General features: G+C 41.1%; 17 protein-coding genes. 6 read left to right on the top strand and 11 right to left on the bottom strand.

Going from position 1 to position 19,914, the window contains the following annotated elements:
* Nucleotides 1-64 precede the first annotated feature (64 nt).
* The 5 genes from EPX21_RS02080 to EPX21_RS02060 all read right to left on the bottom strand — a co-directional run bounded on the left by EPX21_RS02080 (nt 65) and on the right by EPX21_RS02060 (nt 5,622).
* The gene (locus tag EPX21_RS02080; RefSeq protein ID WP_134088028.1) at nt 65-1,087 is read right to left on the bottom strand and encodes a cytochrome-c peroxidase; all 1,023 of its coding nucleotides are present in this window, start codon (nt 1,085-1,087) and stop codon (nt 65-67) included.
* Between the two features lie 167 nt (nt 1,088-1,254).
* Nucleotides 1,255-2,115: an MbnP family protein gene (locus EPX21_RS02075; RefSeq protein WP_134088027.1), complete on the bottom strand. Its 861-nt coding sequence runs from the start codon at nt 2,113-2,115 to the stop codon at nt 1,255-1,257.
* A gap of 45 nt (nt 2,116-2,160) precedes the next feature.
* Nucleotides 2,161-4,152 carry a TonB-dependent receptor gene (locus EPX21_RS02070; RefSeq protein WP_240768478.1) on the bottom strand — a complete coding sequence of 664 codons (1,992 nt, stop codon included), beginning with the start codon at nt 4,150-4,152 and terminating at the stop codon, nt 2,161-2,163.
* A gap of 1 nt (nt 4,153) precedes the next feature.
* On the bottom strand, nt 4,154-5,080 hold the full coding sequence (locus EPX21_RS02065; protein WP_134088026.1) for a hypothetical protein: 927 nt from the start codon (nt 5,078-5,080) through the stop codon (nt 4,154-4,156).
* 335 nt (nt 5,081-5,415) lie between these two features.
* Nucleotides 5,416-5,622 (bottom strand): hypothetical protein, encoded by a 207-nt coding sequence (locus EPX21_RS02060; RefSeq protein WP_134088025.1) that lies wholly within the window; start codon nt 5,620-5,622, stop codon nt 5,416-5,418.
* 1,291 nt (nt 5,623-6,913) lie between these two features.
* On the opposite strand from EPX21_RS02060, the gene EPX21_RS02055 reads away from it, so the two are divergent.
* Complete coding sequence (locus EPX21_RS02055) at nt 6,914-9,397, top strand: glycoside hydrolase family 38 C-terminal domain-containing protein (RefSeq protein WP_166670660.1); 2,484 nt, start codon at nt 6,914-6,916, stop codon at nt 9,395-9,397.
* A 30-nt stretch (nt 9,398-9,427) separates the two neighbouring features.
* Here EPX21_RS02055 and EPX21_RS02050 read toward each other — a convergent pair whose 3' ends face one another.
* Together EPX21_RS02050 and EPX21_RS02045 are read right to left on the bottom strand one after the other, a co-directional pair.
* A complete protein-coding gene (locus tag EPX21_RS02050) occupies nt 9,428-10,150 on the bottom strand; it encodes an SDR family oxidoreductase (protein WP_134088023.1) in 723 nt (240 codons plus the stop codon).
* Between the two features lie 107 nt (nt 10,151-10,257).
* Nucleotides 10,258-10,812 carry an SRPBCC family protein gene (locus EPX21_RS02045; protein ID WP_134088022.1) on the bottom strand — a complete coding sequence of 185 codons (555 nt, stop codon included), beginning with the start codon at nt 10,810-10,812 and terminating at the stop codon, nt 10,258-10,260.
* A gap of 276 nt (nt 10,813-11,088) precedes the next feature.
* On the opposite strand from EPX21_RS02045, the gene EPX21_RS02040 reads away from it, so the two are divergent.
* From EPX21_RS02040 to EPX21_RS23010, 5 genes are all read left to right on the top strand, one after another.
* Entirely contained in the window at nt 11,089-11,643 is a 555-nt protein-coding gene (locus tag EPX21_RS02040) for a Crp/Fnr family transcriptional regulator (RefSeq protein WP_134088021.1), read from the top strand.
* 93 nt (nt 11,644-11,736) lie between these two features.
* Entirely contained in the window at nt 11,737-12,309 is a 573-nt protein-coding gene (locus EPX21_RS02035; RefSeq protein WP_134088020.1) for a Crp/Fnr family transcriptional regulator, read from the top strand.
* A gap of 93 nt (nt 12,310-12,402) precedes the next feature.
* Complete coding sequence (locus EPX21_RS02030; RefSeq protein ID WP_134088019.1) at nt 12,403-13,143, top strand: SDR family oxidoreductase; 741 nt, start codon at nt 12,403-12,405, stop codon at nt 13,141-13,143.
* A gap of 34 nt (nt 13,144-13,177) precedes the next feature.
* Entirely contained in the window at nt 13,178-14,089 is a 912-nt protein-coding gene (locus EPX21_RS02025; RefSeq protein WP_206105979.1) for an AraC family transcriptional regulator, read from the top strand.
* 357 nt (nt 14,090-14,446) lie between these two features.
* Nucleotides 14,447-14,812 (top strand): hypothetical protein, encoded by a 366-nt coding sequence (locus tag EPX21_RS23010; RefSeq protein ID WP_240768475.1) that lies wholly within the window; start codon nt 14,447-14,449, stop codon nt 14,810-14,812.
* 219 nt (nt 14,813-15,031) lie between these two features.
* Here the strand turns inward: EPX21_RS23010 and EPX21_RS02015 are convergent, their stop codons facing one another.
* The 4 genes from EPX21_RS02015 to EPX21_RS02000 form a co-directional block, all read right to left on the bottom strand.
* Nucleotides 15,032-16,528, bottom strand: coding sequence for a S41 family peptidase (locus EPX21_RS02015; protein ID WP_134088018.1), 1,497 nt, complete (start codon nt 16,526-16,528; stop codon nt 15,032-15,034).
* A gap of 202 nt (nt 16,529-16,730) precedes the next feature.
* Nucleotides 16,731-17,000 carry an NAD(P)H-dependent oxidoreductase gene (locus tag EPX21_RS02010; RefSeq protein WP_206105976.1) on the bottom strand — a complete coding sequence of 90 codons (270 nt, stop codon included), beginning with the start codon at nt 16,998-17,000 and terminating at the stop codon, nt 16,731-16,733.
* A gap of 3 nt (nt 17,001-17,003) precedes the next feature.
* Nucleotides 17,004-19,085 (bottom strand): outer membrane beta-barrel family protein, encoded by a 2,082-nt coding sequence (locus EPX21_RS02005; RefSeq protein ID WP_134088017.1) that lies wholly within the window; start codon nt 19,083-19,085, stop codon nt 17,004-17,006.
* A gap of 9 nt (nt 19,086-19,094) precedes the next feature.
* Nucleotides 19,095-19,712, bottom strand: a complete 618-nt coding sequence (locus EPX21_RS02000) for an SPASM domain-containing protein (protein WP_134088016.1) — start codon at nt 19,710-19,712, stop codon at nt 19,095-19,097.
* Between the last annotated feature and the right edge of the window lie 202 nt (nt 19,713-19,914).

Raw genomic sequence — 19,914 nt, 5'->3', positions numbered from 1 at the left:
TGTTAGGAATCTGTAAACAAAGGAAACGGCCTATAAGTGGCGGGAGGTGTTGCAGGCAATGCCTTTACTTTCCAACAAAGGTGCTATCGCTTAGCGTTTTAATAAAGGAGATGATATCTTCTTTTTCCTGTTCGGTTAGAGGTATTCTGTTTCCGTTATCTTTTAGAATAGGATCGAGATTATCGGCATCCAAAACACCGTTGTCAAAATAATCCAAAACAGACTTTAACGTCGGAAACTGGCCGAAACTTCCATAAGGTGCCGTGTATTCGGCATTCCTTAAAGAGGGAACCCGAAAACTCATAAGGTCAGCAGGAATTCCCGTTACTCTGGCGCGCCCCGCCTCTTCTGTACTGGGGTTTACAGGAAAACCGACATTTCGGAAACGCTGATCGGTGAACAGCTCGGTACTGTGGCAGCTCATACATTTCTGCTGAAAAACCTGATACCCTCGTGCTTCACTTTCTGTAAATGTGTCACCTTCGTTCCGTCTGATTCTATCGTACTTACTGTTGGCAGAAATAAGCGTGTATTCATATTGTGCAATACTTTGGTAAATTCCGTCGGCGGTAACATTTTCATCGCCAAAGGCCTTTTTAAACAAATCCTTGTATTCATAGTCATCCCTGATTTTTCCAATGACTTCCAAAATTGACGAGTTCATCTCTTCATGTGTGATGATGGGAACCAAGGGTTGCTTTTCCAATTGCAATATATTTCCATCCCAGTTAAAGAACTTCATAAACGCCAAATTTTGAAGAGGCGGCGTATTACGAAGTCCGACTCTGCCATAAATCCCTATCGCTTGCACGTTATTATCGGCAAAAGCACTCGATTGCTTGTGACAACTGGCACAGGAAATCGTATTGTTGCCACTTAATTTTTTCTCGTGGAATAATTTCTCACCTAATTCCACGCCATACTTCGTGGGCTTATTTTCGCCTACGAAAGCATTCAATGACGGAAAACCATCGGGTATATTCAACGGTATTTCAGGGTTGTCGTAAGGTATCGGCTCAATAACCTTTTCCCTGTTGCAGGACAGCAACAGCAACAAGCCGGATAAAAACAGGAGTACTCTTTCCATGTATGTAAAAATAGTTTGGAAAAAATCTGCATGCCACTTCCATACTTCCCGTCAATATCTGCATCCATTAAGACAGGATGAGGGCTCTTGGCGACCATTGGAAGTATACAGATTAAAGAAAAGAGCCACCGCTGTCTGAAAATCTGGGCGGCTCTTTTGGTGCCCATTTAATTCTCTACGCTACCGACCGAGAACATCCCGGAAAGATCGCTCGATCCATTTCCGCCTAAGTTATCGACAAACAACACCATATTAGCTGCCGTATGCGTACTGGGCTTCGCATTTCCCGTCCCTAAGATGATCGTGTTGGTTTTTCCACTTAATAATTTGTCGAAATCTGCATTAATCGTGATTCGTGGAGCATGCTCACCGACGATCGCATGACTAGGGAGGGTCAAAGTAATATCCCTGTAGGCATCAACCCCTTGCGTGTAGGTATCCGGCTCTCCGTTTGTGCCCTCCACGGTACTTCCGGTATGAACAGACATTTCCTTATGGTCGGTGTCATAAAAACCTTCAATTTTAGTGAAACGATATCCCGTACCCCATTCCCAATGCATTTGGGTGTCGTTTGCCCCCGCCGCTGCATAAAAATCAGGAAATCTTACCTCATCCAATGTGTTTAGTTCCGGCCTGACACCGAGGCCGAATTTCAGTTGCCCGTATTCACCTACCGGGATATTGCTGAGCACATAATCTAAAGTCTGCGGCTTTGAATGGTCTACAACCGTTGCTCCCTGATCCAAGTCATTAATATTGTAAGGGATTTCGCTCCCATCTGCTTTTATCAAACGGATATTACTTATCACGTATTTCAGTTCTGAAAAATGGTGAACCTGTCCTTCGGCAGAAGTATTCACCGTAGCAGTGGAAGAGCTAGCATCGCCAAGCACAATAGTCGTATTTTTAAACGTGTTGTTGAAATGTAAGGTGATGTTATTAGCGACAGGATTGTCATCGTTCTTGCTGCAAGACATTAATGCAAGTGAACATACCAGGAATAAAAGATAGCTTTTTTGTGTTTTCATTTTTTTTACTTTTTAATTGTTACTTTTTAATTCTCATTTACTTTTCTAAAAACTGAATTTCATAGAAGTGAAAATATTACGCCCCATTCTTGGGATGTTGCCCCAATCAGCATAAGTGCTGTAATACTTGTTGAAAAGGTTTTCCGCGCCAACCTGCAAGACCGTTTTAAAATTTTTGAAGCTGATTGTATAATCGGCAGAGATATTCCAAATGCTATACGCCGGCGTTAGGTCTTCGCCATATTCGGGACTATAGTCGTCATGTGCGAAATCGCCATTCAGCGACGTTTGAACACCAAATTCCCTATGCATAAAATGAAGGGACGTCTGATAGCTCAGCGGACGAATGAACGGCAGATTCCCCCCTTTGTCGTCCGTTGCTCGAGCATACCTAAGCGTTCCTTTCCAATGTAAGTGTGGCAAAATATCATAGTTTGCATTCAGCGCCATATTAAAAAGTGTAGCGTAGTTCAATGAAGTGTAGCCTTTCACATCAACCGATTGATAATTCATCGGACTTCCCAAACTTAAAATCCTTCCTACGATATAATGCTGAATGTGGAAATAGTTTGCTGTTGCTTCAATGCCCATTCTTTCGTTTCTGAACCCGGCACTCGCATTGGCTTCATAAGAAATCTCGTTTTTCAAATCGGGATTTCCAATGTAATCGTAGCGGTCAAAACTGTTATAGATATAATACCCATAGCCTTCCGAAACAGAGGGTGCTCTATGCCCATAGCCTGCACCCACGGAAAAATCGAATTGCTTGATATTAAGCTGATAACTAGCATGCAAACCCGGCAAGATTCTGTTTTTTTCCTGTGGCGTGCCGGGATGAAAAATCCAGTTGAACTCTACATATTTGGACCGATTGTAATTCCAGCCTAAGGATCCTCCCAGGTTCAACCGGCTTGCTTCCGAAATATCCCATGAATTATTCATCGAAAGTCCTGCAAAACGCGTTGTAACCCATGGCCAGCTATACGCAAACATCGTCCTATTACTCCGGTCCTGCGGATACATGGTCATTTCAGCAATAGATAGATTCTCGTACACATTCAACTGGATATCACCGCTGTACTCGCCCCTTTTCAAATTGGCTCGAGACACCAGTCCATAGGTGGTGCTCCAACCCGGCATATCCATGTGAACCAGATTTTCAGGACGCTTAGTATCATCCATATAATGTTCGATTGCATTGAAATAAAGCTTCGTATCCCAAGCCCTCACCAGCCCTTCTTCAAATAACTTCTTGTAAGCGGCTGATGTAATAATCGCCCGGGAAAGCCATAAATCCATTGGAAGTGCAGGGAAACCTACATCTTTTGCCATATCGAAGATGGCATCTACCCTTACCGAAGACAAGGAACTTGTTTTATACGCAAGCCCCAATGAGCTGTTGAATTTATTATATTGCGAATGGAGAACTTCATCGTTATTTCCATCGTAATAATTACCGGCTTTTCGAAAAGCGATGCTTCCATCTGCCACAAACTTATCGCTTGAATAAGAGAGGTTCCCGAGGTTGAAAAACTGTTTGTTATTAAACTCAAACCCCGTTTGGTAAGCACCACTCCATTTCCTTGCTAGGCCAAATGGCGTACTTTTCCTTTTCAGATCAATGCTTCCCGCAACGGTAGCCCCGTGCAAACTTCCTTCCTGACCAGAGGTGATATCGATGGTAGAAAGGTTGTTGCTTTCAACATACGAAGTGACGGGATCCATTTTATCTGTACAAGCACCAAAAATGTGCATACCATCGATGGTAACGGTCGAGCGCTCCGTACTCATGTTATTGAGCAAAGGTTCCCACGCATAGGCGCCACGTTTAATGAAACTGATATTGTCGGAAGACGCTAAAAATTCGTCCACAGAAACTGACATTTTCAGCTCCGTCTCAATTTTCCGCTTGGCAATAGCCGTGACTTCTACCTCTTCAAGGACCTTGGTACTGTCGCTTTGGGCCGGCTCGGTCTGCGCCTTAGCATTCATTCCAAGAAAAAGAACGAAAAAGGTAATACTTAGCTTCTTCATCATCTTAGAATAGAATATCAATATACAGTTCACTTTTCGCTCCTTCAACGCCCGGTGTAAAATCAGTCGGCACTTCGGTTCCTTTGAGGATTCTTCCGTCTTGGTTCAGCATGATGAGATTCAATGTCCAGTTTCCCGTCATGGTGTAATTAACAAGCCCGTGATACAAACCATCTCCTTGCTGCGTTAAATCCTTGTTATTGGGCGAAGAATGATTCCCCATGGAAGGCTCGGGCATCCGGGGATCTAACTGCAAGGTATAACCGCGCACCTCCTCGTATAAAAACTGGGAAGGGTCTGGAAAACTGCCGGATGAGGGATTGAGGGGTTTATTGAATCTGTAAATTCCGGCAACCAAGTCGTTTTCACCAACTTTTGGCTTTTGCGGCGATATCAAAGCGATGACATATTGTTTATCGTCTTTCCCCGTAAACGCCGTCATATTCAAGTTTTTGTTGGGCTGCTCCTGAACGGCGATATGTTGCTTCACCGTATGGGTTTGACCACCAATGGTAAAGCCGATATATAATTCCCAACTTTCATCTCCATTGCTTTCACTGGTAAAGACGGAATAGCCGGAAAAATAATCGCCGTTCGATCGGTCTCCCAAATCGTATTGATGCGGACACGAGCCTGTACTTCCATCCGTATCCGTCCTGATAGGGAGAAACGTTACAGCAGAAACATCAGCTTGTTCCGTGGTCTGGCTGTTCGTAATCTTTAATCGGATTTCGTTGTATCCTTTATAGAAAGTGCCGTTCAAGACCTCAACACGGATGTCATAGCCGTCATGCTGAATGCTCACAGCTTCCTTGAACTCCTCGTGTTCGGTAACCACCGCACCTATTTCCGCTTCGTAATCCGTTTTTTCTTTGGTACAGGACATTACCGTAAAGCATACCGTGGTAAGGAAAAATAGTATTCTGTTCATCTGTTTATCTTTGTTCTGCATTGGCTAGCGCCCTGCCTATCGTAGGTCGGGCTCTGTGACGATTAAACCCTGAAGGGTTCATGACCACAAAAGCGCCATTTAAAATCTGTGAATAAATAATCATTAGACACTAGGTCAAATGACTATTTAATCACGCCGAAATTCATCGCTGTTGACGAATATTTTTGTGAAAATGATTGGAAACCCGCGGCCGCGCGCTTATCATAGCCTCTTCATGCAAGGACGTTCTTTTCCGAGTCGGTTCTAAAAGAAGGAAATTGGGTCCAAATAATAAGCAGTGTCAAGCCCACGTTGAGTTACGCGCTGATAGGGGTTTAGCTGATTGGAGGACGAAATATAGACGTATGGTAGTTAAATCGGTAATCGATCAGATAAGGTGAAAAATGGTTTTGACAGGTTTCTTCTTTCGGCTGCTGCATAGTATAAACAGTGCGTCCGTTATGCACGTAGAGGGAACTGTATTCATATACCACTAAATTCTTTTTTGTTTCCTCTTTCTCTTTTTCCCTTATTTTCTTCATTAGCACACACTGACCATTACAATGGAGCTCAGGCCGATCCTTATTGATACATTTCGCAAGATACTCGGGTAAATGTATCTGATATTCCACAGTCATGATACTGCGATAAAATGATTGCAGCGTCAACGCGACTAATAGAATATATGTACAAAGACGTCTCAAAACCTATTTAGATGCTTATCTAATTAATTTTGTGCCAAACTTAGATAAATTCTCTTTGATATGCAATATAACTGCGTTACATAAAAAAGGAAATGCATAAAAGCGGGCCATAATTAGTGCCAAAACTTGCCTTTCCTAACAGCGCCACAGGAGCTTCAAAAATTATCGGCTTAAATACAAAGAGGTGTCTAAAAAAGTCCGCTTCGCCATCTGGCGAAGCCCGAGACTTCGGGGACACAGAGAATCTCATAGTCAACATGATAGATTTTCGACTTTGCTTCACTTCGCTCGAAATGACAAAAACTTATACTTTTAGCCCCTATTCATCGTAGTGAGGCTTTCCGAACACCAACCCTGTTAGACAACAATGAAGCCATTTTAAATGCAAAGAATTTTTTCGATTGAACCTCACTAAATCTCCTGCTTTCAGTATGAACAGTATTTCTTTTAGTTTAAGCAGATATATATCAATACTTTCAAATTGTAAGAGCTATCAAAGTTACCCCATCCTTGTATATCAATATGTATAAACATAAATACTTAGCAAAACTTCTCTATATTGATAAGGATGACACATACAACCTTAGATTAATATAAAATTAATATCGAAATAACACTTATAACATAACTTTGTGTATACATAAAGGGTATAAAGGATATACCCACCTAACTTAAAGCACAAAGTATTGATATGTATTTACAAAAAAGATTTAGAGGAAATCGTTGCTTATTAACCAAAACGATTACGGTCTGGCCAACCTGAACAACGTCGGCACAAAGACCAGTGTTTCCCGATGCCCTATGACGAATATCAATTGGATCCCGAGAAAATGTATCGGAACCCCGGATATTGATCAATATGAAAATATCAATAAATATGAACAGGATAGGGAAATATTTCCCTGTCCTGTTTTGAATTACTCAATTTGCTTGCCCTTTATAAGATACAATATACAGTACGATGAAACAGACTTTTTTACTTTGCTGGCTGTTCTTTACCAGCTCGACCTTGTTCGCTCAGAAACAGAAAGATACTTCTATCAGGGAAATTGTTATCGTATTTAAAACACATTTTGACATCGGTTATACGGATTTTGCCCAAGCCGTTGTGGAAAAGTATAGTACTTCTATGATGGAAAGCACTTTCAATATTATTGAAGAAAGCAAAGAGCTCACTCCTGAAAAACAATTTGTCTGGACAGTTCCCGGCTGGCCTATGGGTCAAATGATCAATCAAAGTTCACCTCAAATCAGCTCTAAAGTACAGGACGCTTTTGTTAAAGGCCGTTTTGTAACACATGCCCTACCTTTTAATATGCAGACAGAGTCCAGCGATCCTGAAATGTTGGTACGCGGTATGAACATTTCGTCTGCTATTTCACGGCGCTATGGTTTACCTCTACCTTATGATGCAAAAATGTCGGACATACCCAGTCAATCTTGGATGTTACCGACACTTTTAACACATGCCGGAGTGAAGTTCCTTCAAATCGGTTGCAACGGGGCTTTTAAATCTCCTGATGTCCCGGCGTTATTCTGGTGGGAAGGACCAGACGGTTCAAAATTGATGACGATGTATTCGGAAAAAGGTTACGGCACATCATTGCTTCCTCCTCCAAACTGGCCATATAAAAGCTGGCTGGCAATTGTACAAAATGGCGATAACTCAGGACCGCCAACACCTGAAACTGTTGAAAAAGTCTTAGCAGAAGTACATAAACAAGCACCGAATGCAAAAGTCAGAATTGGACGAATGTCTGATTTTTATGATGCTATTATTAAAGAAAACCCCAAATTACCTGTCGTTCGTGGCGATATGCCAGATACATGGATCTATGGTTTTATGTCTATGCCTAGAGAGGTTAAAGACTCACGTAGAGTTAGCAAAGATCTTTTTGCATTGGAGTCACTCAATACCTTATATAATATATGGTCGTCTAAAGGATATAACATCTCAAATCTGTTGACAGAAGCCTATACGAACAATCTGTTGTTTGATGAGCACACATTTGGAATGGCTATGAGTCATGGCAAAAATGGAACATGGAGCTACGGAGATGAATTTAAAATACAACGGGCAAAAGGCGTGTATGATGACATTGAAAAGTCATGGAAGGAAAAAGCAGACCGCGTGTTTTCGGCTGATAAAATGGTAACGCCATCATTGAACCGGCAATTAAGAGAATTGGCTCAAGAGGTTAATGTTGAAGGAAAAAGGATATTCGTTTATAATTCGCTGCCCTGGAAAAGAAGTGGATTGGTGACCATTAAAGGGCATAGTTCATCCAATCCAGGCACGGCAGTTAAGGATGTTGAAACAGGTGAAATCATACCGGTTTCGAATGAAAAAAACATCCTTCAGTTTGTTGCGAAGGATATACCAGCTTCAGGTTATCGCAACTACATATTGACCGATGAGGTGCCATTAGATTCTGGAAACGAATTTTTGATCAATGAATCAACCAATACCATAGAGAACGAATATGTAAAGATACAATTTGATCCAATCAAGGGAAGTATAAGCTCGATTTTAGAAAAGAAATCAGGCAGGGAAATGGTTGATAAAAAAAGTGAATATGGATTTGGTCAATATTTGTACGAACGCTTTAGTAAGGACGATGCCGACAGCTACGTTAAAAGCATCATAAAAAGAGGGGGCGGGGGACAATTAACCAGACCGAATTTAACGGATGAACCACATGTAACAGAGAAAGGAAACAACGCAAAAATTGCTTTTTCAAAAAATGCGACCTCCGTAACCGCTACTATGCTGTTTTCAGCGTCCGCTAGTCTGCCGCACGATTATAGCATTACAGTAACTTTATATAAAAATACATCTACTGTCGAACTCCTTTGGAATATCAATAGCAAGCCTGCTGAGCCTTGGCCAGAAGCGGGCTGGATAAGTTTGCCCTTCCATGTCAACGATCCGACATTTAAATTGGCAAGGTTGGGTGGCGTAGTAGACCCCATCCGGGATTTTGTTAAAGGAAGCAATTTTGATTATTTCTTCCTTAATTCAGGTATGTCTATAGTTAACAAGGACGGAAAGGGAATCGGACTTGCCACACCGGATGCACCTGGAATCAGCCTCGACAGACCCGGATTATGGAAGTATTCAGGGGATTTTATCCCAAAAAAAACCAATGTTTTCGTCAATCTATATAATAATCTGTGGGGCACCAATTTTACCGAATGGATCGAAGGTTCATGGTCTGCACGGATTAATTTGTGGTTTACAGATCGTTTTAATAATGAACAGTCTATTATTACCCCTTCTGAAGAATCCCGCTCTCCGCTTTTAGCGGCTTTAATAAATACTACTGGTGGCGATTTGCCGGCATCTGCTGCCGGCATTCAGTTATCTAGAAAGGGCATAATGGTTACTGCATTCGGGAAAAACCCAAACGGCGACGGAACAGTTTTACGAGTATGGGAACAAGCCGGGGTTTCAGAAAAAATTACCGCGACATTACCAAATGGGCTGAAAGCACAAAAGGCAATACCCGTCGATTTGCGGGGAGAAAAAATCGGGGAGCCGATAAAAATTATATCTGGCAAATTCGAATTTGAGCTTAGAGCCTATGCTCCAGCAAGCTTTATTCTCCTATAGCTAAATCTCAGGGCCGGCTACCTATGATCATTACCACGGTGTTACGCCATCATCGCTCAGGAAGCTACCAGTAGGGCCATCGTTCCCTATTGTGGCATATTGCACTATCGGGGCGGCGCCTTCAGGTATGGACTTGTGTCCCTGATGGAAATTAAAATCCGTCTTGGTATATCCGGGATTCACACTGTTGACCTTAAAATTTGTACCCCTGAGTTCATACGCCAGCATTACCGTGTAAGCGTTCAACGCTGTTTTGCTGGAGCAATAGGCTGTCAGCTTGGTATCATAATGCTCGTAATTTGGATCGCTATGGCGGCCTAATGATCCGAGGTCGCTGGAAACATTGACAATGCGAGGTGCATCCGATTTTCTCAACAACGGAAGAAAAGCTTGAGTGGTCTGGATAACACCAAAAAAATTGGTCTCAAACACATTGCGAATATTTTCCTGTGTCACATTACTTGCATCCTGTGGAAAATCACCGGCTATGCCCGCATTGTTGATCAACACATCGAGCTGAGCAATTTTTGACGATAACTCCTGAGCGGCTTGCTTCACGGAGTACGGATCCGTAACATCAATCGTTACGATTTCCACATCCGCATGACCTACGGCTTCCAATTCGCTGATCGCCTGTTGTCCGCGATTCTGATCACGACTGCCTATAAATACCTTATATCCTGCTTGTAATAATTGCTTTGCTGTTTCAAGACCAATACCTTTATTGGCTCCTGTAATTAATACTGTTTTCATTTTTGCTTTGTTATTAAGACCTAAAGATTGTGTGAAATAATTATGACGGATCCGACCACGGAGTAAAATTTAAAGCACCACGCTCATATCTTTCATTTGCTCGCTGGCTACTCGATCGTTGATACGGGGACGGGCGGGAATTGCGCACCAGCCAAATCACCTGTTTCAAGGTCATGTTTAGCAATGTCCATCGCCTGTTGCAGCATGCGTGTGATGAAGCGCATCAGCACGTAGCGGATGAAGAACTTTGCGAGAAAGTTCTTCGGTATCGCCCTGTAGGTCCATTCGATCTTCGTGGTATTATCATCCAGCCTGGTGAAGAACCATTCGCCTTCGACACGTATTGCCGTGTATTTAAGCGCTGGCGAGGTAAATTCCTCGTTCTTGTAAGCAAAGTGTGTTGGCGCATTCCATTGCAACATGGTCTCTTTGGTGGTCGTGCCATCTGTGAAATAGATCGTCCTGCTCAGACCCGCTTTGTTCCAACCAGCATCAACGCTGGTGCCTGCGATACCGGCGATCGGCCCGGTTCCGGGAAATATATGTGGAAGGTAAATCGGCGCGATGTAATCGAACGCCTGCTCAATAGGAGCTTGCATGGTCGCAATAATGGTGGTATGCGGATTCCTGCGGACTTCTGTTTTTTTGATTGCTGTTTTCATTTGAAAGTATTTTAAGTGATTTATTGTTACGTCTTGATGACGATACAAATGTCAGCAGCCCGATCCTGATAGCATTTGCCAAATGGCAAATAGTGCGTATTCTAGAAAATATTTATTGAGGTGCCTTTCCATGACATCGGGCATAACGGCCCTGATATAGATATCGCTTTTTGCCAAATGACAAATATTAAAAGGTTGTTTAACTGCAATTTTGTGCTGTTAACCCGTCAATATTTTATAAAACGTGGTCAGCATTAAAATGAATTTTAAATCAGTATGGAAACCCTTATAAATAATCTGCTATTGTTCGATCGGCTGACCGAACAGCAGGTGAAACTCATCCGTGACATTACAAAAGACGTCCATTTGCAGGAAGGGGAATACTTCGCCGAACCGGGCGACATTTGTTCACAGCTTGCCTTTGTCGCAAAAGGAATATTAAGGTACAATCATTACAATCGCAAAGCGGAGAATATCACCAGCGGCCTGATAGGTGAAGGCGATTTTGTCGCAGGCGCGGCCCCGTCGCACCTGCCGGCCCTCCATTCCGACTATTTACAGGCCATTACCGAATGTTCCCTATCGGTAATTGACAAAAGAGGTATGGAAGAGTTGTCATCTACCGTATCCAATTGGGATAACATGGTAAGGAAGATCTCACAAAAAGCTATTGCCGAAAAACGCAGCCGGATCCTGCGCCCGGTCGATGATGATCCGGAAGCTGCAGCATCCCAATACCTGGAGAAGTTCCCCAACCTAGCGAAGCATTTAAGCGTTGACCGGATGTTGTTGTATATCGACGGCCGCTTCAATGAGGAAAGCCTGAAATGACAAATCAGCTATTTATTAACTTTTAGTTTGCTTGAGGCATCAATATTATGAACAATCAAAAGCATTATATTTGCATTACTACATCTTACATTTATGAACGCACTTATTAATTACCTCCTTCTTTTTGGCGATCTCAATGAACAGCAGATCGCATTTGTCTTGAGTAAGTGTGTGGAACATCAGTTAAAAAGGGATGAGTTCTATCAGGAAGCGGGGCGGACGCCAAAGCAATTCGCATTTTTGTCGGAAGGGGTTTTCAGGGTGAGCTACTATAATAATAAGGGAGATGAAGTGACAAAATATTTTCTCGATGAAGATCACTTTGTGGTCGATCTGGAAAGTTATCATCAAAACAAGCCGTCACCAGAATACATACAAGCCGTGACGGATTGTACTTATATCACGTTGTCCCGGGACGCTATGAAAGATTTATCATTGACGATAGCCGTTTGGGACGAGATCATAAATAAGATCATTGCTAAAGCACTTACAGAAAAGGTCGGTAAGATCAGTATGATGATGGCTGAGGATGCTACCGAACGATACCTCAATTTTTTCACCCGTTTCCCAAAACTTGCCAACCGGATACCACTTTCCCACCTGGCTTCCTACCTAGGTATTACACAATCATCATTAAGCCGGATCAGAAGGTCCATTAACATGTAACATCCCATTTCAGCTTGAGCCATGACCTGCCAAATCGGCTACAGTAAGTTTGCTCCATTTATGAACCTTTGCTAACAGCAAAACATACATAAAATGAAAAGCGGAATCAAAGGTAAAATTATCGCAATAACAGGTGCCAGTAGTGGCATTGGTAAAGCAACAGCTGAATTATTATCGTCGCAGGGCGCGAAAGTCGTTTTAGGAGCCCGTCGAACAGACCGGTTAGAATCGATCGTTGAGACTATAAATCAGAACGGTGGAGAGGCCGCTTTTCTGAAAGTCGACGTGACTCTCCGGAAAGATCTTGACAAGCTCGCAGCATTGGCTGTCGAGAAATTCGGCGGACTTGATGTCCTTATTAATAATGCAGGGATCAGCCAACTGTATAAAATGGAAGAACTTGATGTAGAAGGCTGGGAACAAATGATCGACGTAAACCTAAAAGGAACATTATACGGCATTGCAGCAGCGTTACCCATTTTCATAGCTCAGGGTTCAGGGCACCTCATCAATGTGATTTCAACTGCAGGCATTAGTATAACACCCACCATGGGCGTCTATGCAGGGACCAAAAATGCAATTCGTACCATCAGCGAAGCGTCGCGTCAGGAATCAGAAGGCCGCTGGAGGGTGACCGGTATCTCGCCAGGTTATGTTGCAACCGAATTTGTCAGTAATATTAAAAACGAATCGATAAGGGATGTTATTCAGAGGAATGCCGATGAAATAGCGATACCCGCAGCGGCGGTTGCGCAGGCCATTGCGTATGCCATAGAACAACCGGACAATGTCGATGTGGGCGACATTGTGATCCGTCCAGCTGTTCAGGGTTAAAGGGATGTAGTACCATACGATAAACGAGATAACAATGAATACGTTAAAATTCAGTAACATAAGTGATCTGATGCGGCGCCTTGGTCTCATGCCGCCTGCGCACCCTTTAATCGCTTTGGTCAATTATGATGAAGAACAGATCAATTTGCGTGATGCAGGGAGTTGGTTTATACTGGACTTTTACAAAATCACATTTAAAAAGGATTTCAACGGTAGCCTTAAGTATGGGGCGGGAACTTATGATTTTAAAGAAGGCGGCATGGCCTTTTTGGGACCCGGTCAAACGGTACAAATGACAGCAGATGCAGCGGATCATCAGGGTTACGCCTTGTACTTTCATCCTGAATTGTTAACCAGCCACTCATTGGGAAGGGACATCCAACGGTACGGCTTTTTCGACTATACTGTATCAGAAGCTTTGTTTCTGGCGGCGAAAGAAAAGCAAATCATAGAAACCATTTTGCAATCAGTTTCCATTGAATTGGCGTGTAATATTGATCCGTTTAGCGAGGATGTGCTTGTCTCACAGTTAGCGTTATTATTGAACCACAGCAACCGCTTTTACAACCGCCAGTTTTTAACCCGAAAAAGCCAGCATCATGAATTGATATCTCGTATGACTTCCTGGTTAAACGAATATTTTGATAGGGCAGATACCGCCCTTACCGGACTGCCATCTCCGCAAGATATTGCGACACAACTGGGTGTATCACAACGTTATCTTTCCGATATGCTCAAGGCGCTTACAGGTAAAACGACTCAGCAACACATCCACTTAATATTGATTGAAAAAGCAAAAAGCTTGCTAAACCAGACGACATTAACAACGGCAGAAATTGCTTACCGTTTGGGATTTGAGCACCCACAATCATTCAACAAGCTTTTTAAGCAACGTACAAGTGTTTCCCCACATGAATTTCGTCATAACCAATGGCGTAAAAACTGATTCTTTACCCTTGAAATGACACTTCTGGAAACAGAAGGTCCGGTAATTGGTCTATGGCTGACCTGCGGGCATTGCGGAACCGTTTGTTGTAATTCCAGTTTGGCTCACAGATTTTTATTGGCATAAAAAAGGAGAAAACCAATATATGGTGTCTCCTTAAGTAGAGTCGGATTGCCGAAAGTCGAACTTTGCAGAGGATTGTGGTGCTATTTTAAATGCTAGTGATCACCTTATGTAGGTTAAACGCCCCTTAATATTTCGACCTGCTTCAATCTCCTAAGCATTTTTTTGTATGACATCAATTCAGTCCCCAACTCATTGTAGACCTTACCGATCTAAGATTGCATTCGATCTTTGATGAGAAAGACCAGGTCATTTAGTATTACAGCATCAAAAATAGGTTTTAACCGCGAACCGGAACTGCTCTATAAATATTTCCTTGAAAACACTGATGTTGTTCTGCTCGTAAAAGATCAGCATCGCCTTTTTGTATTCAACGGAATCTATCGTCCTAAAGGAGATCGGACTGTACTGATTGGCGATCAGAATGGCATTGCTGATGATCCGTGCAGTCCGTTTGTTGCCATCATTGAATGCTTGGATGTAGGACAACAGCACAGTGCCAACAGGGATTTTTCAAATATATCCTCTTTGTCGTTAATCAAACTGCACATATCATCGAGCGCTTCCCTTATCTGGTGTTCGTTATCCAATGGTCTATAATTTTATAATTTGTACCTGAAATACCGCCGCGTCGTTGCCTGATATTGCGCTCTACCGGAAGATCCTTTACAAGCATGCTGTATATATCCTCAATTCTCGCTATGGCCAAAGGAACGAGTATGCTGGATGGTAGCGTTTTCTGTACATACTGGCCGAAAAGCAGATATACCTTTAATCCCAATTTTATAACTGATCTTGAAAGTGCTATAAAGTATACAGCTATCGTTCTTTTTTATTGGCTATTAAATCTAACACAAGGTTCAGTTCACTATCAACTCGGTGAACAAATTCTTTGTAAGTCGGTTGTATTTCATAATCAGGTATTACACCCCTGCCAAAAGGTATATCATCACTCTCGAAAGCTGTTACAAATTTTAATAAAGGGATACTTATCCTGATCTCTGTATGGGGTAAAGTTAAGTTGAGCCCAAACCCGCTGGTTTGACCGTAAAATCCGCCTGCGGTTTCTTCGCCAACAAAAACAGCATCCGTCTTCGCCTTTAATAATCCGGCGAATTCGGAACCTCCGGAATAGGTTCTGCCGGATATTAAAACGTATATTTTGCCTTTGAATGGATTCTGTTTCGGAGGTGCTACTTGCATAAAATTGTCTTTGCGCAGGTATCTACCATCATTCGCCTGATGAAACTCATCCTTCATGAGTCTCTCGAAAGCGTCTCGTTTTTGGGGTGTATTGTACTGAGTATGATTTAAAAAAGAAAAGGATAAAGAGTTTACTTGTACATACTTATATTTTACATAGGGTTGGCCCGTTAAATGCGAAAACACATAATCCTCATAGCCCTCTGTCCCTCCGCCATTATTTCGGACATCAATAATCAGGTTCTGGATATTGGCTTCTTTAATGACCGCAAAGGCACTATCAATTTTTGAGGAAAAGACTTCGAAGGCAATTGTCTCATCGCCCTTTTTGTCATGATATGTGTGTCTGAATGAGTGTAAGGATAATTGAGCGATACTTTTTTGATGGTCGATATATAACTCGATAGGGCTCTCAAATCTTGGATAAGCTATTTGATTCTCTATATCCTTAAAGTTTCGCAGCGAAACCGCATTCACCTCTATAGTTGTGGTTTGGTTGGTTTGGGGATTGAGCAATTCCAGTGTGTAAAATGGTTTGTTTTCAAAGTAGTCCGTATAATTATACGCCAAGCCTGCATAATCTATACTGTATCTGATTTTCCCTGTCTTTATATGGCCATCTGCAAATTTCGGACTGTATGAAAAAATGGTGTTGATAATACTGTCTATCGGTTCATCATTGATTTTATTAAGTATCTGCCCATTGGTCTGGCGATTTTCAACATTATTGATAAGGTACAGTTTCCCATTCAACATTTTTACCAATATTGGTGGAATCAACGCTTTTTGGCTGAAATACTTACCAACGTCTTTTGGTGAACCAATACGGCAATGTCCTTCCTTTGTCGCAGCGACTATCTTTGATGCGATACGGAAAAAAGCGTAAGAGTCCATGTTGTGTTTCAGTTGTTCCCTTTCGTGCAAAACAACACTGTCAAATTGAGGGATTGTATTATACCAGTACAGTCCAGGATGAGCTTCTTTTAAAGCATTGATCATTAAGTCAAAGTCCTGCTGCAGTTTTTCAACAGAATAGGTTTTTACGATCTTTTCTTGTGAGAAGGTGGTGGCCTGTATAAAGATGAAAGTTATTGTTATTATTATTTTTTGCATGTATTGTTTGTTTTCGATTGATGAATACGTTCCTTACTCTTTCGATTTCGACACCCTCCAAATGTTGATTGGCAATAGCAGTTCTCAAACTTATTAAGGTGTCGTTGCTTTTTCAACTAATGTTCAGCAAAAACGTAGCATATCTCGGGTGGAGTTCATCCTGAAAAGGTGAACCACAAAAGTTGTGTACCAAATATGACGATCACAAACAATATTCGTTCTCATCGTTGGTTGTCACATCCTTTACGCCCATGATACCGAAAATAAACCGCAGATAGGTTGTCTGGAAGTTCATATGTTCATTCTTTTCGTTTTCTCCATAACCGGTGTCGCCCCTGCTTGACAGGATGAACAGTTTCTTATTTCCAAGTAAGCCCACGTAGTCGCCATCCGGTTTTGCGGACCGGAACTTCCATGTTTCATTGATACGCATTACCTGATCTATATAGACAGTTAACCTACTCCAATTCATACATTAAGGAGTTATGATATCATTTCCTCCAGTATCTTTTTCATCTAGTACGTTACTTGGACTCTTCCCTCCTTTTACTGCATTTTTTATCTTAAAAGTCAGCGAAATTCCAAACGAACGAGTGTCAAGTTTTTGCATTGTGGAAACGCCATTTGCCAGCGGTAAGGTTCTTGCTATCGTACGGTTTGTATTAAAGATGTCATTCGCAAATAATGATAGTGTTAAATTGTCTTTTAAAAACTTCTTTGAAATGTTGAAGTCAAAAGTGTGCTGAAAAGGTTTATCGATCATATAGTATCTGTAGTTCCCCGGAGTTGTAATTTTGTATATTAGCTGAGTGTTAATATCGCTCGGCAAAATAAACTGCCCGGACACGAAAAACGACCAGATTCCTTTTTGATCTCCAATCATTGCACTGTTATATTTTTGATAATCCAAGTAAAAATATAATATATCAATTTTATTGATATCGAAATTGAATTTCATAAGCTCGTCAAAGCCTTTGGTAAAGAGCAGTAACGGAAGTGGCAAACCTACGCTAAATGTATTGACTCTTAGATCTGGTACATTTTGATATAAATAGCTGACATTTCCGTCGGTATTTTCCACTAAAAACATTATATCATCCTTTGCAAAACTCACGTCATATGATAAGGTTGCATAATCGAATGCACTGAACTTAATGCCGATATTATCAAAAAAGGTAGGACGCAAATAGGGGTTACCATTATAGGTTAAATTTGGATTCCTGTAGATCACGTTATTTGGATTCAGGCTATTAATCGATGGTAATTTTATCTTACGGCTGTAATTTGCCGTCAAAAAAATTGAGTTCATGATATTGTATTGGACAGCAGCATTGGGAAAAACCTTGAATTCGTTATAAATTATTTTATCGTTTTCAAATTCGCCTTTGTGATCGTAATTTTCACCCCTTAGCCCCAGAATAAAATCAGTCTTTCTAAGTTTTGTTTGGACTTCTGCATAACCAGAAAGCGTATTTCTTAAAAATTCAAGAGATTGAATATTATTATTATCGACACTCATGTCCTCCCTATCATATCTTCCACCAATAGTAGCCTTTGCTCCATCCAAAAATTTAAATGGAGTGCCATAATCCACGCTAAAAGAATACACATCCTCCTTCGAAACGTTCTCCATATGGATAGCTTTTTGCCAAAATTTGTTATTCAATGCTGAATATATTATTTTAGCATTAAACTTTTTTTGTTGGTTTTCATAGATTTTCTGGTATGTAGCTGCTATATCACTTCGACTGAGTTTACTTTCGGTTCTATCGTTGGTACTGTTATCAAATATATCATTGTTGGAGGTGTTATGGCTAAAGTCGTAGTCCAACCCCAGCTTTGACTTTCCAATATTGAAAGTTAAACTGGGCCTGATATAATTGTATTTCAATGCTTTGTCATAGCGTAAATTTGCCACATCCACGATCTCATTGTCCAGCATACTCTGTTTGTAACTTTGCCCAACATTGACTTTCCAATTTACGGCTCCGAATTTAGACGCCAGCAAAATCCCGTTATTAGTCTTATTCCTAAATTTATCGTAGTTGGAAAATGAATAATTGCCAGAGTATGTAATAGAGGTGTAATCGGAGGCCTTCGTAGCAGATATAATGTTTATTATGGCATTTCCAGAGGTCGCTGCGTATTCAGCTCCTGGATTTGTAATGATTTCTATCCTATCCACTGAATTAGCGGGAAGTCCTTCCAAGAAGGAAATCAGACTGTTTCCACTAATCCTTAACGGCCTGCCATCCATGTAAACGTCTAGCGTCTTTCCTTGATACATTAGGTCAACAGATTCAGAGGCTATTAGACCAGGTATTTTTTTAAGACCTTCCAACATACTTCCAGAATTAAGAATAGATTGCTGTGAAAAGTCGTAGATTACTCTATCCGCCAGACGCTCAACAGCTTTCTTTTTTAAAGTAACCTCTACCTCTTGAAGTTGAACTTTTTTCAGCGTATCATTTCCCGCGTTTCTGAAATTGTCGGTTTGGCTAAAAGTAGATAACGGAAAAAAAGAAACGATAACTAATATGGGTAATAGTATTTTCATGTATTAAAATTATGGTCTATTAAATGTCTGTTGTGCAAATATTAACAGCCTCTCTTTGAGGTTATATTTTATACTCGGACAAGGAGGATTTCCTTCATACCATGCTTTTGGGCAAGATCCACCACATATGGGAAGTATTTTGCAATTTGTGCATGGAAATTTTCCAGCTTCAATATCATCAATCCACCCATTAAAACTTCTTTCCTTAGTCACAGAATCTTCTTTGAGTGAATCGATGAAATAATCTGTTTTTTTGTAGATATCAACGTATGGTATTTCAGTACAATTAAATATATTCCCAAAAGCATCATATACTTCTCCCCGCTTTGAAAGCGACATACAAACTTGCTTTTTAGCTGAGTTAGGCAATACTCCTATCTTGAATTTGTTGTTCTGCAAATACACCATGAACTCCACTTCCAACTTGCTGAAACTTTCGTTGTCAAGTGAATCTTTTTGAGCATCATTGCCCCAGGAATGAATCGGGGCCAAATAAAAACTATGGATTTTTTCTCTTAATCCTTTTTCAATCAGATCCTCGACAAGTGGGACAACTTCTTGATGGTTTTTTCTATCAATATTCGTTCTGATTATCAGTCTGATATTTTCTTTATCAAATATATCCAAGTTAGTGATCTCACATAAATTTCTAACTATTATATCATACGATGAATAATTCGCTGTATTTTTAATTGGCCGTCTCAAATCGTGAGCTTCTGAATATCCATCGAGAGTGATATCTATCTCTTTGTATCCGTCCTATGGACTACGTGTTTGATTTGAGCATAATTTGTTTATAGTTCTGCGGATACAGATCTTTTATGTTTTT

The sequence above is a fragment of the Olivibacter sp. XZL3 genome, from assembly GCF_004368405.1.
Taxonomy (GTDB): Bacteria; Bacteroidota; Bacteroidia; order Sphingobacteriales; family Sphingobacteriaceae; genus Olivibacter.
This window is presented reverse-complemented; position numbering and strand designations above follow the sequence as displayed.